This is a genomic window from Bradyrhizobium sp. S3.3.6, from assembly GCF_040546905.1.
In the GTDB taxonomy this organism is placed as follows: Bacteria; Pseudomonadota; Alphaproteobacteria; order Rhizobiales; family Xanthobacteraceae; genus Bradyrhizobium; species Bradyrhizobium cytisi.
The window spans coordinates 167,751-182,164 of record NZ_JBEPOT010000009.1; the positions used below are offsets into that span (position 1 = coordinate 167,751).

The following is a 14,414-nucleotide window of genomic DNA, read 5'->3' on the forward strand; positions in this document are numbered from 1 at the left end:
GCGCGAACGCGATCATTCTTGCGGGCAAGGCGGCCGCCGACCCGGTGGGTGTCCGCTACACAAGTTGCCGCCGTAAGCGGCTTCATTGCACCGGCAGGGGAAGACGCCTATGCCAACGCTCACCATCAACGGGCGGAGCATGTCCGTGGATGCGGCAAACGACACGCCGCTCCTTTGGGCCATCCGCGAACAATTGCAGATGACCGGAACGAAATTCGGCTGCGGTGCCGGCCTGTGCGGTGCCTGCACCGTGCATGTCAACGGCGAAGCCGTACGCTCGTGCCAGACCATGGTCGGCGACGTCGCCGGCAAGAAGATCACCACCATCGAAGGTCTTTCCGCCAAGGGCGATCATCCCCTGCAGAAGGCGTGGATTGCCGAGCAGGTGCCGCAATGCGGCTACTGCCAGTCCGGGCAGATCATGCAGGCAGCCTCGCTGCTGGCGAAGAATGCCAATCCGACCAAGGAAGAGGTCGTGGCCCACATGGACGGCAATCTCTGCCGTTGCATGACCTATTCGCGGATCCAGAAGGCAATCATGCGCGCCGCCACCGAGATGCGCACCGCATCCGCCGCCGGCAACGAGCGGAGGCCCACATGAACCATCACGTGAAAAAAATTACCCCCGAGATATCAGATCTCAGCCGTCGCACCTTCCTGGTCGGCACCGCCGCCACCGGCCTCGTGCTCGGCTATGCCGGCGTGCCCGGTGTCGGCGAAGCACTCGCTGCGGCTCCCGCCAATTTCGAGCCGAGCGTCTGGTACGCGATCTCGCCCGATGGCCTGGTCACCGTAACCTGCGGCAAGGCAGACATGGGCCAGCACATCGCCTCCACCATGGCGCAGATCGTCTGCGAGGAGCTGGGTGCCAAGTGGAGCGACATGCGGGTCAACCTCGCCTCCAACGATCCAAAATTCAACGACCCGGTCCTCGGTGCACAGATCACCGGCGGCAGCTGGTCGACCATGATGAATTTCGACGCGATGAGCCGGGCGGGTGCTGCCGGACGCATGGCGTTGACCGAAGGTGCGGCCGCCGCGATGGGCGTACCGGCAGGCGAGCTCGCAGTGCGCGACTCCATGATCGTGCATGCGAAGTCGAAGAAGCAGATGTCGTTCGCCGATGTCGTGAAGAGCGGCAAGGCGACCAAGACCTTCACGCCCGACGAGCTGAAGGCGATCAAGCTGAAGGCGCCGGAACAGTACACCATGATCGGCGTGTCGGTGCCGCAGATCGACATTCCCTCCAAGACCAACGGCACGGCGAAGTACGGCATCGACGTGATGATTCCGGGCATGGTCTATGGCGCAGTGGTGACGCCGCCGGTGCGCTACGGCGCCACGGTGAAATCGGTCGACGACTCCGATGCGAAGAAGGTGCCAGGCTTCATCAAGGCCGTCACCCTCGACGACAAGACCCAGACCACGACCGGCTGGGTGGTTGCGGTCGCCAACACCTATGCCAACGCCAAGAAGGCGGCGGCGGCGCTGAAGGTCAGCTATGACGGCGGCCCGAATGCAAAGGTATCGAGTGAGTCGCTGCTCGATGAAGCCAAGCGGCTTCAGAAGCTCGATGATTCCGGCCAGTTCTTCGTCAAGGACGGCGATCCCGCGGCTGCTCTCGCCACGGCGGCCAAGGTGCTGGAGGCGGAATACACCACCAGCATCAATATCCACGCGCCGATGGAACCGATGAACGCCACCGCGGAGTTCAAGGGCGACATCCTGCACATCTATTCCGGCAACCAGTTCGCGACGCGCTCCGGCGCCATCGCGGCCGGCGCCGCCGGGATCGATCCGAAGTTCGTGGTCATGCACCAGATGTGGCTCGGCGGCGGTTTCGGCCGCAGGCTCGATGCCGACATGATGGTGCCGGCTGTGCAGGCGGCCAAGGCCGTGGGCAAGCCGGTGAAGGTGATCTACACGCGCGAGAACGACATGACGATGGATTTCTCGCGTCCGCTCACCTACCAGAAAGTGAAGGCCGGCGTGGACGGCGACGGCAAGCTCGTCGCACTCAGCCACGACGTGGTCTCGGCCTGGCCGACGCAGCGCTGGGGCATCCCCGACTTCCTGTCGCCCTCGGTCGACAAGAAGGGGCCGCTCGATGCGTTCACGGTGAACGGGTCGGACTTCTTCTACACGGTGCCCAACCATCACGTGCGGGCGATCAAGAACGAGATGGCGCACAGCGCCACTCCGTCGGGTCAGCTCCGTTCGGTGGCGCCGGGCTGGACCTTCTGGGCGGTCGAAAGCATGATCGACGAGATCGCGGCCGCGGCCGGCAAGGATCCGGCGCAATACCGCATCTCGCTGCTCGACGGTGCCGGCAACAACGACGGCGGCGCGCAGCGGCTGCGCAACACGCTGCTGGCCGCGATGGGCCTTGCCGGCTACGGCACCAAGAAACTCCCCAAGGGAGAAGGCATGGGCGTCGCCTGCGTGTCGTCGCAGGAACGTGCGACCGCAAGCTGGACCGCTTGCGTCGCGCATGTCGCGGTGGCGCCGTCGGGCGAAGTGACCGTGAAGAAGCTCACGGTCGCGACTGATGTCGGCACGCAGGTGCATCCCGACAACATCCGTGCCCAGGTCGAGGGCGCGGCGTTGTGGGGCCTGTCGCTGGCGCTGTACGAGAAGGCGACGCTGAAGGACGGTGGCATCGAGCAGACCAATTTCGATGGCTACACGCCCTTGCGCATGAGCCAGGTGCCGGAGGTCGCGGTCGCCGTGATCGCCAATGGCGAGAAGGCCACCGGCGTCGGCGAGCCCGCGGTGACTGTGGTGGCGCCTGCCATCGGCAACGCCATCTTCAACGCCTCCGGCGCCCGTGTCCGAGCGCTGCCGATCACGGCCGAGGCCGTGAAGGGAGCGATGAAGGCGTAAGGCCGCGCTTGATCGTGACGTCTGATGATCCGCCGGGGGGGAAGCCTCCGGCGGATTTTCGTTTGGGATTTTCTGGAGGTCGTCATGCCCGGGCCAAGAACGTGGATGGCCGGGACAAGCCCGGCCATGACGATGTGGAAGCACTGCGCTCTACGGCACCAGCGAATAGCTCGTGCTGCGGCCACCGGCGGCGTCCCTTTGAAGGATGCCCTTCTCGATCAGGTCTTCGATGTCGCGGGCAGCGGTCGCTTGCGAGACTTTGACGATTCGAGCCCATTTCGAAGAGGTGAGTTTGCCCTCAAACCCATCGAGCAGGCGGTTCAACATCAGCCGCTGGCGATCATTGAGGCAACGCGCGCGATGGCGCTCCCAGAATCTTGCCTTGTGCAGCACGTTTCCGATGATGGTCTCGGCGCCGTCGAAAGCGCGATCGAGACAGTCGAGGAACCATTGTAGCCAATTGGTGATGTCGAGCGTTCCTCGCTGGGTTCTTTCGAGGATGTCGTAGTAGGCGTTGCGCTCTTTGCGGATTTGAGACGACATGCTGTAGAAGCGCTGCGCACTCTGTTCCGAACGCGCGAGGACGAGATCGGTTATCACGCGCGCAATGCGGCCGTTGCCTTCCTCGAACGGGTGAACGGTCACAAACCAGAGATGCGCAGCCGCGGCCTTGATGACAGGATCTGAGTCCCGGTCGGCGTTGAACCAATCGAGGAATGTGCTCATTTCATTCTCGAGCCGGTTGGCAGCGGGTGCTTCGAAATGAACGTGCTCGTGGCCGACTGGCCCGGAGACGACCTGCATGGCGCCTGACTGTTCGGCACGCCACCCGCCAACGACAATTTTCAACATCCCGCTTCGACCCGTCGGGAACAGGGCGGCGTGCCAGCCGAATAACCGTTCGGCGGTGATGGGCTGATCGAATTTCTGGGTGGCGTCGAGCGTCATATCGACGACGCCCTCGACGTTTCGCTCGACAGGCGTGAGCGCGCCAATATCGATGCCGAGCCGGCGGGCGATCGACGACCGGACCTGATTGCGATCGAGAATCTCACCTTCGATCTCGCTTGATTTGACGACATCTTCAGTGAGTGTCTGGAGCGAGGCTTCTGCCTTCAAGGTGAAGCCGAGACTGTCCATCCGGCCAAGCAGGCGGCCCTGCTTGTGACGTACCTGGGCCAGCCGCGCCGCCAGCCGGTCTGCGCTCCACTGAAACGCCGGCCAGTCGGCTCTGTCGTGGATATAGACCATATTCTCAGCACCCAATGATGAGAATATAGGGTCTTTCTCGTCATAGTAGTCCAACTATTCTCGTCATCTTTCGATGAGAATGGCTCGAGTGTCTACTGTGCATGGGGTTGTTTTCGCGGTTTTTGTTGGGCCGCCGCGGAACCCGAAACCCGTAAAATTGCGCGCAATTCCTGCAGGTTCCGTTGAGCACGCCTCTTAAGGGCCGGAGAACCTGATCCGGCCTAGGCTGACGCCAAATACACTCCCGTGCCTTTGGGGAAGCCATGAACGCGCCAGCCAAATCCGCCGCCAAACGCCGGCTTCTGCTCGCCTCCGACCGGAGCGATGCGAGCACCGAGCTCGCCAGCATCTTGAAGGCGGTCGGCGATGTCTCGACGGTGACGACGCAGGACATCCCTGAACAGCCGTCGCGCGATCTCGCCGGCCTCGTGGTCGATATCAACCTGCGCGCGCCCGAGAGCGTGCAGCGGGTGCGCAACAAGCTGCGCGGCGATGCCTACCGCGCGATGCCGCGGCTGTTCGTGCTGGCTGACGCGCTTCATCACGGCACCATGCAGGCCTGGGCGCTGGGCGCCACCGACACCATCTCGCGTCCGCTTCAGCCCGAGGACATTTTGCAGCGCATCCGCGCCGCGTTTCCCGACACCGCGACCTATGACGCGACCGATCGCGGCAAGACGCTCAACCGCGGCGTCGAGGCGGCGCATGCGGTGCTGAAGAAGATGTTCGAGAAGCTGCCGCTCGGGATTCCCCTGACGTTCGACGACATCATCGCGGCCGAGAGCAAGATCCTGAAGGCGATCAAGCATTCCTCGCTGCGCGAATGGCTCACCACCGTCGGCTGCCATCATGTCGGCAGCTATCGCCACTGCCTGTTCGTCACCGGCTTTGCGGTTTCCTTCGCGCAGCATCTCGGCATGCGCGAGGACGACCAGCGCCGGCTGACCCGTGCCGCCCTGCTGCACGATGTCGGCAAGGCCTTCGTTCCCTCCCAACTGCTCGACAAGCCCGGCAAGCTCACCGACGAGGAGATGGCCGAGGTCCGCCAGCATCCGCGCCGCGGCTATGACGCGCTCGCAGCCCAGGGCGGCTTCCCGCCGGAGATGCTGGATGTCGTGCTGCATCACCACGAATTCCTCGATGGCAGCGGCTATCCAAACGCCCTATCGTCGAACCAGATCAGCGACATCGTGCGGCTGACGACCATCGTCGACATCTATGCAGCCCTGGTGGAGAAGCGGGCCTACCGCATGCCCTTCACCCACTCGCGTGCGTTCACGATGATGGAAGGCATGGGCGGCAAGCTCGACCAGCAGCTGCTGCAGGCGTTCCGCCCCGTGGCGCTGGGGTCGTTCTGATCCGACGCCGTGCTAGTCCTCGTAGGATGAAATCTCGATCAGGCTGCCATCCGGATCTCGGCAATAGACCGAGCGCAGCGTGCCGCGGGCGCCTTGCCTCGGGCCCGGGCCTTGCTCGATCGCGACGCCATGCGCCTGCAAATGCGCTACCACCTCGTCGGGCGTCGCCGAGGTGAGGAAGCACAGATCCTCGCTGCCGGCGGTCTGGTGGTCGGCGGTGAACCACTCCACCTTGTCGGCGTCGCGCGGCCGGACGTTGATCTTCTGTTGACCAAATTGAAGCGAGGTCCGCGGCGCTTTGCCGCCGCCGGGGTCGAACACCTTGACTTCCATGCCGAGAATCTTGCGATACCACTCGGTGGTAATTGCGACGTCGGCGACGTTGATCACGAGATGATCGAGGGCTTCGACCTTGATCGGCATGCCTTATCCTTTCGTCGCCATGAACGTTGCGCACTTTCCGCGCGTGGCGGGCTTTGTTACAACGCCGCTGACGCCACGATCAAGAACAACACTGGGAGAACCCTTGAGATGATCACTCGCCGTTCCGCGCTCGGCCTGCTCGCCGCCACCCCGCTTGCAGCCAGCCCGCTATCGAAGGCCTTCGCCGCGGATTATCCGTCCCGGCCGGTGAAGTTCGTGGTCGGCTATCCGCCGGGCGGCGCCACCGACATCCTGGCGCGCTTGATCGGCCAGCGGCTCTCGGAGCGGCTCGGCCAGCAATTCGTGATCGAGAACAAGCCGGGCGCCGGCAACAATATCGGCACCGAATCGGTCGTGAACGCCGAGCCCGACGGCTACACCGTCTTGCTGGTCAATCCGGCGAACTACATCAACGCCACGCTCTACGCCAATCTCAAGTTCAACTTCGTCCGCGACGTCGCGCCGATCACCGCGTTCCAGCGCGTGCCGAACGTGATGACCGTCAACAAGGACGTGCCGGCCACGACCGTCGCCGAGTTCATCGAGTATGTGAAGGCCAACCCCGGCAAGGTGAACATGGCCTCCTCCGGCAACGGCACCTCCGTGCATCTGTCCGGCGAAATGTTCATGGCGATGACCGGCTGCAAGATGCAGCACGTGCCCTATCGCGGCGCTGCGCCCGCGATCACCGACATGCTCGGCGGCCAGGTGCAGGTGATCTTCGACAACATGCCCTCGATCATCCAGCACATCCGCTCCGGCTCGCTTCGCGCGCTCGGCGTCACCACGGCGCAGCGCTCGCCGCAGTTGCCGGACGTGCCCGCGATCGGCGAGACCGTGAAGGACTACGAGGCGAGCGCGTTGTTCGGCATGGGTGCGCCGAAGAACATGCCGAAGGACATGATCGCCAAGCTCAACAACGAGATCAACACGCTCATGAAAGAGCCCGACATGACCAAGCGGCTGGTCGAACTCGGCGGCGATCCGCTGGTGCTGTCGCCGGAGGCGTTCGGCCAGGAGATCGAGGCCGAGACCGCGAAGTGGAAGAAGGTCGTCGAGTTCGCCGGCCTCAAGGTCGAGTAGCGATCGCGTGAATAACCGGACATGAAGCCCCGCCGCAAGGCGGGGCTTTTTTGCTGCGTGGTTCCCGCTTGACGGGGTGGCTATTGCGTCTATACTAAACCTTATGGTTAAGTATAAAGACGAGAGGCTCGATCGTACCTTTGCGGCGCTGTCCGATCCGACACGGCGCGCGCTGCTCACGCGTCTCGGCGAAAAGGACAGCCTGTCGGTGAGCGAGCTGGCGGCGCCGTTCTCGATCTCGCTCCCGGCGATCATGAAGCATCTCGACGTGCTTACGGATGCGGGCCTGATCGTGCGCGAGAAGGCCGGACGCACGGTCTCCTGCCGGCTTACCGCGCAGCCGATGGAGCAGGCGATGAACTGGCTCAATCGCTACGCGCAATTCTGGTCCGAGAGCTTCGACCGCCTTGCCGCATTTGTGGAGGACAAACCATGGTCAGTGCAGCCGCCAACGCCGCCGAACGCGCAACCGAAGGTCCAAGCCTCACGCTCACGCGCCGGCTCCGCGCGCGGCCGGAAAAGGTCTTCGCAGCCTGGACGCAAGCCGAGCAGCTAGTGCAATGGTTCGGGCCGCCGAACATGAAGCCGGCGACGCTGAATGCCGAGCTCGATGTCCGCTCCGGTGGCCGCTACCGCATCTCCTTTACCCGCGAGGACGGCGAATATTTCGAGGCGGGCGGCCTCTATCGCGAGGTTGTGCCGAACGAGCGGCTGGTCTTCACCTGGGCCTGGCATTCGACGCCGGAACGCGAATCGCTGGTGACGATCACGCTGAAGCCGGACAGTGCCGGGACGCTGATGATTTTTCATCACGCCCAGTTCTTCGACGAAACCGCGCGCGACAATCACCAGCGTGGCTGGAACTCGTTCTTCGACAAGCTCGACACCTTCGTCGCCTGACCGCAAGGAGGACATCATGCAGCAACATCAGATCGTCTCGCGCGAGCAATGGGTCGCCGCCCGCAAAGCCCATCTGGCCCATGAGAAGGAGTTGAGCAAGGCCCGCGAACGCCTTGCCGAGGAGCGCCGCGCATTGCCCTGGGTAAAGGTCGACAAGGGCTATGTATTCGATGGTCCGAACGGCAAGGTCACGCTCGGCGATCTCTTCAAGGGCCGCCCGCAGCTCGTGGTGCAGCACGTGATGTTCGCGCCCGACTGGGAGGCCGCCTGCAAGAGCTGCTCGTTCTGGGCCGATGGTTTCGAGCGCATGGTGCCGCATCTGGCGGCGCGCGACACCACCATGGTCGCGATCTCGCTGGCGTCAGTCGAAAAGCTCGAGGCGTTCAAGAAGCGCATGGGCTGGAGCTTTGAGTGGGTGTCCTCAGGCCACAACGACTTTAACTATGATTACGAGGTCTCGTTCACGCGCGAGCAGATCGACCAGGGCGCCCCGAAATACAATTTTGGCACCACGCCGTTCTATGGGCCCGAGCTGCCCGGCATCAGCGTGTTCTATCGCAATGAGGCCGGCGAGATCTTTCACACCTATTCCTGTTTCGCCCGCGGCCTCGACATGATGAACGCGGCCTATCAATATCTCGACCTCACCCCGCTCGGCCGTCACGAGGAGGGTCTGCCCTATCCGATGGACTGGGTCCGCCTGCACGACCAGTACGAGCCGCAGGCGAAGGGCGCGTGCTGCCACGGGTGATTTGATGGGCACGTTGTGCACGCATCAACGGCGTCATCGCCCGGCTTGACCGGGCGATCCAGTAGTCCGAAACGGGAGTGCTTGAATCGGTAGGTCGCGGGGTACTGGATTCCCCGCCTTCGCGGGGAACGACAGCGGTGGGTAAGGTGGCAACTTGCCTTTGATCCGCTTCTTACTTCTTCGCGTCGGCCTGCTCGGTCCCTTTACACGAGATCAGCATCGTGTAGGCGCGGGCGTTGCCGGCGATGTCGGTGGTCTTGAGCTCGCCCTTCGGCTCGGCCGTCTGGTACGGTACAACCGAATTGTCGAGGAAGTCGCGCAACGCGCCGGTCTTGATGGCGAAGTTGATGTTCTCGGGAATGTTGCCGGTGGCCGCGGCTATGCGCAAGCCGGGAAGCTTTCCCGTGACCACGCCCACAATCTGACCGCTATTGTCGAACAGCGGGCCGCCGCTATTGCCGGGCTGCACCGGTGCGCTAATTTGCAGGAATCGCGTGTCGTTGAGCATGCCGCTGAGCGAGCTCACGATCCCGGTCGTCACGGTGAAGTCCGACGTGAGCAAGCCATGATAGGGAAAGCCGATCGCGACGACGGAATCGCCGGAGTGGAACGAGCGATCGCGGATCCGGGCGAAGTCCTTGAATGCCACGGCCGATGACGGCTGCAACAAAGCCAGATCGTTGTTCGCATCGCTCGACACGACTCGCAACACCATCGCGGGTTCGCCAGTGAGATTCCCCTTGAGTTCGCTGCAACCGTCGATCACGTGGTTGTTGGTGACGATATGCCCGCTGGCGCTGACCACGAAGCCGGTGCCAAAGCCGGAGCTACTCTTGGCTCCTTTGCCGGGCTTGCTGGCAGGCGGTGCGCCTTGCTTGTCCGCCGCGGCTGCCGGCTTCGCGGCACCCTTGGTGAAATCGCCGGCCTTGTCGAGCCCGTCGGCTTTCACCTTGGTCACGCAATTAGCCAATGCGGCGATCACCGGTCCGGTCGAGGTCAGATCGAAATTCAGAACGGAGCGGCCGGCTGTCGCCACCATCAGGCTCGCCTTCTGAAACGTACGCACAACATTGAGCGGCATGATGGCCGTGAGCATGTTGGGCTGATACGCCGTGGCGAACAGCCTGGCTTGCTCCTGCCCATCAAATGTCACGTCGATCGCGGCGTTCTCGCCCTTGTTGAAGCGGTAGCCGGGACTCGCAAAGGCGAGCGACCATGTGCCGGCGGCATTTTGGCTCACGACGAGGATGACGCCGCTCGCATAAGGCGTTGTCGCCGCACAATGGGAGAAGGCGCCCGTTTGATCGTTGCTGAAGGCACCGCCGATCCAGTTGCCGACATTGACCGAGCCGAACGGTCCGGCCGCATTTGCTGCTCCGGCAAGGCTCAGCTGCAAAAGAGAGGTAACGACAAACGACCTAAGCAACATAACTTCCCCCGGGACGGCATTTGGGTCCATCTTATCCGCGCGGGCAGGCGTTGCGCAACCGGCAGTTGTCCGGCCGGTCCATGCCTCCTGTTTGCGACATTCCGGCTTGCCTTTGCTTTGTAGCGCGGTATACTTTGCAATACAAAGTGACCGGGGCGATTCCGGCCGCAAGGGGTGGAGCGGAGTTTTGGCGTTGCCGATGCGCGATCTCGACAAGGCGCTGGCGGACATCGTGGCGATCCGCAGCCAAATTGCGGCTGGGACGGCGTTCCGCGGTTATGGTCCGGCGACGATGGCTGCGACCGGCGCGATCGCGCTTGTCACCGCGATCCTGCAATTCTGGCTGCTCGGCGATCCCACCGGCGAGCCGCTCGGCTTCTTTCTCGGCTGGTTTGTTGCGGCTATGCTGTCGGGGGCGATGATCTGGATCGAGATGCGCGCGCGCTCGCAGCGTCATCATTCGGGCCTTGCCGACGCCATGATCCACCAGGCGGTCGAGCAGTTCTTGCCCGCGGCCGTCGCCGGCGTCCTGCTCGCGGTGGTGATGTGGAAGTTCGCAGCCGAGACGCTGTGGCTCCTGCCGGGACTGTGGCAGATCCTGGTCTCGCTCGGCATTTTCGCCTCCATCCGCTCGCTGCCGCGCAGCGTGGCGTTCGCCGGGGCCTGGTACTTCATCTCGGGCTTTGCGGTGGTGGTGCTGGCGAGCCGGACCCACATGCTGTCGCCATGGACCATGGGACTGCCTTTCGTGATCGGCCAGTCGGTGATGGCGGCCATTCTGTATGTCGCGTCCGGAGAGAATGATGTCGAAGACTGACAGCGCGCCGTTCTCCTATGAAGGGCTCGACCGTGTGATCCACGAGAAGGCGAGGCTCGGGCTTCTGACCTCGCTGATGGCGTACCCGAAGGGGCTTGCCTTCGCCGATCTCAAGCAGCTCTGCGGCCTCACCGACGGCAATCTCAGCCGGCACCTCGCCGTGCTCCAGGAGGCCGGTCTGGTCGAGGTGACCAAGGGCTATGAGGGCAATCGCCCGCACACCACCTGCCGTCTGACCAGGACCGGCCGCCGCCGCTTCCTCGACTATCTCGCCGTGCTCGAGCGGCTGGTGCGCGATGCCGCCAGGGCCGCCGGCCGCGAGGCACCGCCGCTTGGCCGCCTCGGCATTCTTCCGACCTGATCGCCCCCTTTTTTGACTGGAGGCTTTGCGATGCAAAGTGACGTCACGCCCCCTAACGAGAAGCTTCATGTCGGCATCATCATGGATGGCAACGGACGATGGGCGACGCGGCGCGGCCTGTCGCGCATGCGCGGTCACGAGGCCGGCGTCGAGACGATCCGCCGCATCGTCGAGGCCGCGCCGAAGCAGGGCATCGGCACGCTGACGCTGTATGCGTTCTCGACCGACAATTGGCGCCGGCCGAAGGCCGAGGTCGCCGCGCTGATGACGCTGCTGCGCTTCTATCTCGCCAATGAGGTGCAGAGCCTGGTGAAGAACGGCGTGCGGCTCAACGTGATCGGCCGTCGCGACCGATTGCCGGACGGCATCGCCACCGCCATCGCGCGCGCGGAGGCCGCCACTGCCCATGGCACCACGCTGCATCTGCGCATCGCCGTCGACTATTCCGCGCGCGACGCCATCCTGAACGCTGCGGCGAAGGCGGCCGCGCTGACCAGCCTCACCCGCGAAGCCTTCTCGCAACTAGTGACCGGCGAGGCCGGCTTGCGCGACGTCGATCTCATCATCCGCACGTCGGGTGAAAAGCGCCTGTCGGACTTCCTGCTCTGGGAAGGCGCCTATGCCGAGCTGCATTTCACCGAGCGGATGTGGCCGGAATTCGATGCAGGCGATCTTGCCGCGGCGCTCGCCTCCTTCCATGGCCGCGAGCGTCGCTTCGGCGGCCTCCAGGCCATTATGCCGGAGGAGGTGCCTTCACTCTCGCGGGCGTGACGCGCGGCACGCTCAAAAACCGCTGCATCTCCCCGCGGATCGTGCTCTACTGTCTCTGAGGACGGGAGTTTGCGGCGATGCGCGCGGTTCTGGATTATTGCACCGGGGGAACTGAGCGGCAGATTGCGGCCGGCACGCATCTGGTGACCGAAGGCGGCGCCTCCGGCCATCTCTATGTGCTGATGAGCGGCAAGCTCGAGGTGCTCAAGGGCGAGATGGTGGTCGCCACCATTGCCGAGCCCGGTGCGGTGCTGGGCGAGATGTCCGTGTTGCTGGGGCTGCCGCACACGGCGACTGTGCGGGCTTGCGCCGACACCGTCGTCTACGAGTTCGAGGACGCTGCCTCGCTCCTCAAGCGGGAGCCGGAGGTCACGCTGTTGATCGCGCGCATGCTGGCGCAGCGGCTCAATGCCGCCAACACCTATCTCGCCGATCTCAAGCGGCAATATGCCGGTCACGGAACGCATCTCGCCATGGTCGGCGAGGTGCTGCAGAGCATGATCAACCTGCCGCCGCTCGAGGTCTCGCCAGGCTCGGATCGGCAATCCGACCCAAGGATGTAAGCCAGTCAGGTGGATTCTCGATCGTGGCGGCCGGTCGCTTTAACGGCGCGCTGAGATCAATCCACTGCGCCTCGCCCGCCGCCAGCCAGAACGCCTTGTTCTCATCCAGGTTCAGCACGATATACGTCGGCGGTCGCCCCGGTTGCAGGCCGGCATTGAACACCCACGTCTGGCCCAGCCGGTCGAACCACGAGCCGTCCGTGATGAAGGGGGATTGATGCACATGGCCCGAGATCACCATCGACGGCTGATACTGCATGGCCCACTGCACCAGCTCGACGTCGCCGAAGAACCGCTTGCCGCCCCAACTGGTCGGCGAATTGGCCGGCGGCGCGTGATGCGCCCAGATCCACCGCCGCGGACGGTTGAGCGAGGCGGCGCGCAGCTGGTCGACGATGCGCTGCTTGACCAGCGGTCCGTCCCACCACGGGCACACTGTGAACAGCGTGTCGCCGATGGCGAGATTGTCGCCGTCGCAAGCGATACCCAGCTCGCGCACCTCCGAGATCCAGCGCGAGATCTTCTCGCCCTCGGCGTTGCGTTCGTCGAGGTCGTGATTGCCGGAGCAGAGAATCACCCTGGTCTGCGCCGCGATCAGCGCAAGGTACTTCTTCACCACCACGATCTGGGCGCGGAAATCCACCGTCGATCCGATGTCCAGCGCGTCGCCAGCGAAGATCACAAGGTCGAATTGCGGCGCCGCGCTGACGAGCCAATCGAGCTGCGGCAACGAGTAGTGCAGGTCGGCCACGACCAGGCAGCGCATTGAGAATCCGTCGGAGAGAGTGTGAAAATGTCTGCGAATTCCAAACTGTTATAAAGCAAGAAGCGGACCAGCACGGCCGCCTGGTTCTGCCAATCTGGCAGGAAGGAAGCATGCTGTGACGCGCGGGAGCGCGCAAGTGCCGGTGCGTCGCAGGACTGGACCGGATCGTCGAATTCTGGTGTCGTGGCGCGCCTTCAACGCGAGTGATCGCATGACCTCCTTCAAGACCATTCGTGCCCGTGCCGAGAAGCGCAAAGGCGGGCCCAAGGCGCTCGACAGTCTGATGCCTGACAAGCCCGACCTGAAGGGGCTCGCAAAACTTGGCGACGATCGCATCCTCGCGGAGATGACCAGGCGGGTGTTTTGCGCGGGCTTCGCCTGGAGCGTGATCGACGCGAAGTGGGGCGGCTTTGAAGATGCCTTCCTGCGCTTCCAGCCGGCCAAGCTCAGCTTCCAGCCCGAAGATTACTGGGAAGCGCTGCTGCGCGATGCGCGGATCGTGCGCAATGGCACCAAGATCATGTCGGTGCGCGACAACGCCGCCTTCGTGCAGGAGATCGCGAAGGAGCATGGCAGCTTCGGCAAGTTTCTGGCGAAATGGCCGCCGTCCAACGAGATCGGCCTGCTCGATCTCCTGACCAAGCGCGGCTCGAGGCTCGGCGGCAACACCGGCCAGATGCTGCTGCGCTTCGTCGGCTGGGACGGATTCGTCACCTCGAAGGATGTCGTCGCCTGCCTGCGCGATGCCGGCCTCGACATCGCCGAAGAGGTCAAGTCGAAGGGCGATCTCGCCAAGGTGCAGGCGCAGTTCAACGCCTGGGCGGAGGAGACGGGGCTGCCCTACATACATCTGTCACGCATCTGCGCGCTCTCGGTCGGCGAAAACCGGAGCGAGCACTAGCGCTCATCGATCAGATCGTGGACATCGTGTGGCGATCTCGCGCCGTCGGCGCGGCAGATGCAACATGCGATCACGAAATTCATTTCGCTGGAACATTTGTGAGCAGCACCCGTTCGGAGTTTGAGCCAGGCGACACAGGCGCAGGGAACACGCGCTC

16 protein-coding genes are annotated in these 14,414 nt (G+C 63.8%); 12 read left to right on the forward strand and 4 right to left on the reverse strand.

Annotated features, from left to right (window positions below; all coding sequences use genetic code 11):
* The first annotated feature begins 109 nt into the window (after positions 1-109).
* Both ABID59_RS24940 and ABID59_RS24945 read left to right on the forward strand, forming a co-directional pair.
* A complete protein-coding gene (locus ABID59_RS24940) occupies positions 110-601 on the forward strand; it encodes a (2Fe-2S)-binding protein (protein WP_092231998.1) in 492 nt (163 codons plus the stop codon).
* Positions 598-2,883, forward strand: coding sequence for a xanthine dehydrogenase family protein molybdopterin-binding subunit (locus tag ABID59_RS24945; protein ID WP_354085139.1), 2,286 nt, complete (start codon positions 598-600; stop codon positions 2,881-2,883). The genes ABID59_RS24940 and ABID59_RS24945 overlap by 4 nt, the downstream gene beginning before the upstream one ends.
* A 150-nt stretch (positions 2,884-3,033) precedes the next feature.
* Here the strand turns inward: ABID59_RS24945 and ABID59_RS24950 are convergent, their stop codons facing one another.
* Positions 3,034-4,134, reverse strand: coding sequence for a Fic family protein (locus ABID59_RS24950; RefSeq protein WP_354085204.1), 1,101 nt, complete (start codon positions 4,132-4,134; stop codon positions 3,034-3,036).
* Positions 4,135-4,397: 263 nt separating this feature from the next.
* On the opposite strand from ABID59_RS24950, the gene ABID59_RS24955 reads away from it, so the two are divergent.
* A complete protein-coding gene (locus ABID59_RS24955) occupies positions 4,398-5,492 on the forward strand; it encodes an HD-GYP domain-containing protein (RefSeq protein ID WP_354085140.1) in 1,095 nt (364 codons plus the stop codon).
* A 12-nt stretch (positions 5,493-5,504) separates the two neighbouring features.
* Here ABID59_RS24955 and ABID59_RS24960 read toward each other — a convergent pair whose 3' ends face one another.
* Positions 5,505-5,915, reverse strand: coding sequence for a VOC family protein (locus tag ABID59_RS24960; protein WP_354085141.1), 411 nt, complete (start codon positions 5,913-5,915; stop codon positions 5,505-5,507).
* Positions 5,916-6,023: 108 nt separating this feature from the next.
* Here ABID59_RS24960 and ABID59_RS24965 point away from each other — a divergent pair, with 108 nt between their 5' ends.
* The 4 genes from ABID59_RS24965 to ABID59_RS24980 all read left to right on the forward strand — a co-directional run bounded on the left by ABID59_RS24965 (position 6,024) and on the right by ABID59_RS24980 (position 8,649).
* A complete protein-coding gene (locus tag ABID59_RS24965) occupies positions 6,024-6,998 on the forward strand; it encodes a Bug family tripartite tricarboxylate transporter substrate binding protein (RefSeq protein WP_354085142.1) in 975 nt (324 codons plus the stop codon).
* Between the two features lie 103 nt (positions 6,999-7,101).
* Complete coding sequence (locus tag ABID59_RS24970; RefSeq protein WP_354085143.1) at positions 7,102-7,554, forward strand: ArsR/SmtB family transcription factor; 453 nt, start codon at positions 7,102-7,104, stop codon at positions 7,552-7,554.
* Entirely contained in the window at positions 7,554-7,898 is a 345-nt protein-coding gene (locus ABID59_RS24975) for an SRPBCC family protein (RefSeq protein WP_354031360.1), read from the forward strand. Before ABID59_RS24970 ends, ABID59_RS24975 begins: the two co-directional genes overlap by 1 nt.
* A gap of 16 nt (positions 7,899-7,914) precedes the next feature.
* Entirely contained in the window at positions 7,915-8,649 is a 735-nt protein-coding gene (locus ABID59_RS24980; protein ID WP_354085144.1) for a DUF899 domain-containing protein, read from the forward strand.
* Between the two features lie 172 nt (positions 8,650-8,821).
* On the opposite strand, the gene ABID59_RS24985 is transcribed toward ABID59_RS24980, so the two are convergent.
* The gene (locus ABID59_RS24985) at positions 8,822-10,078 is read right to left on the reverse strand and encodes a S1C family serine protease (protein WP_354031362.1); all 1,257 of its coding nucleotides are present in this window, start codon (positions 10,076-10,078) and stop codon (positions 8,822-8,824) included.
* Between the two features lie 199 nt (positions 10,079-10,277).
* On the opposite strand from ABID59_RS24985, the gene ABID59_RS24990 reads away from it, so the two are divergent.
* The 4 genes from ABID59_RS24990 (at position 10,278) to ABID59_RS25005 (ending at position 12,590) form a co-directional block, all read left to right on the forward strand.
* Positions 10,278-10,895 carry a hypothetical protein gene (locus ABID59_RS24990; protein ID WP_148754271.1) on the forward strand — a complete coding sequence of 206 codons (618 nt, stop codon included), beginning with the start codon at positions 10,278-10,280 and terminating at the stop codon, positions 10,893-10,895.
* On the forward strand, positions 10,882-11,256 hold the full coding sequence (locus ABID59_RS24995; RefSeq protein WP_187435214.1) for a transcriptional regulator: 375 nt from the start codon (positions 10,882-10,884) through the stop codon (positions 11,254-11,256). Before ABID59_RS24990 ends, ABID59_RS24995 begins: the two co-directional genes overlap by 14 nt.
* 30 nt (positions 11,257-11,286) lie before the next feature.
* Complete coding sequence (locus tag ABID59_RS25000) at positions 11,287-12,027, forward strand: di-trans,poly-cis-decaprenylcistransferase (RefSeq protein WP_148754273.1); 741 nt, start codon at positions 11,287-11,289, stop codon at positions 12,025-12,027.
* 77 nt (positions 12,028-12,104) lie between these two features.
* On the forward strand, positions 12,105-12,590 hold the full coding sequence (locus tag ABID59_RS25005; RefSeq protein ID WP_148754274.1) for a Crp/Fnr family transcriptional regulator: 486 nt from the start codon (positions 12,105-12,107) through the stop codon (positions 12,588-12,590).
* On the opposite strand, the gene ABID59_RS25010 is transcribed toward ABID59_RS25005, so the two are convergent.
* Positions 12,529-13,356: a metallophosphoesterase family protein gene (locus ABID59_RS25010; protein WP_354085145.1), complete on the reverse strand. Its 828-nt coding sequence runs from the start codon at positions 13,354-13,356 to the stop codon at positions 12,529-12,531. The genes ABID59_RS25005 and ABID59_RS25010 overlap by 62 nt on opposite strands.
* A gap of 211 nt (positions 13,357-13,567) precedes the next feature.
* On the opposite strand from ABID59_RS25010, the gene ABID59_RS25015 reads away from it, so the two are divergent.
* Entirely contained in the window at positions 13,568-14,257 is a 690-nt protein-coding gene (locus ABID59_RS25015) for a DNA-3-methyladenine glycosylase I (protein ID WP_354085146.1), read from the forward strand.
* The last annotated feature ends 157 nt before the right edge of the window (positions 14,258-14,414 follow it).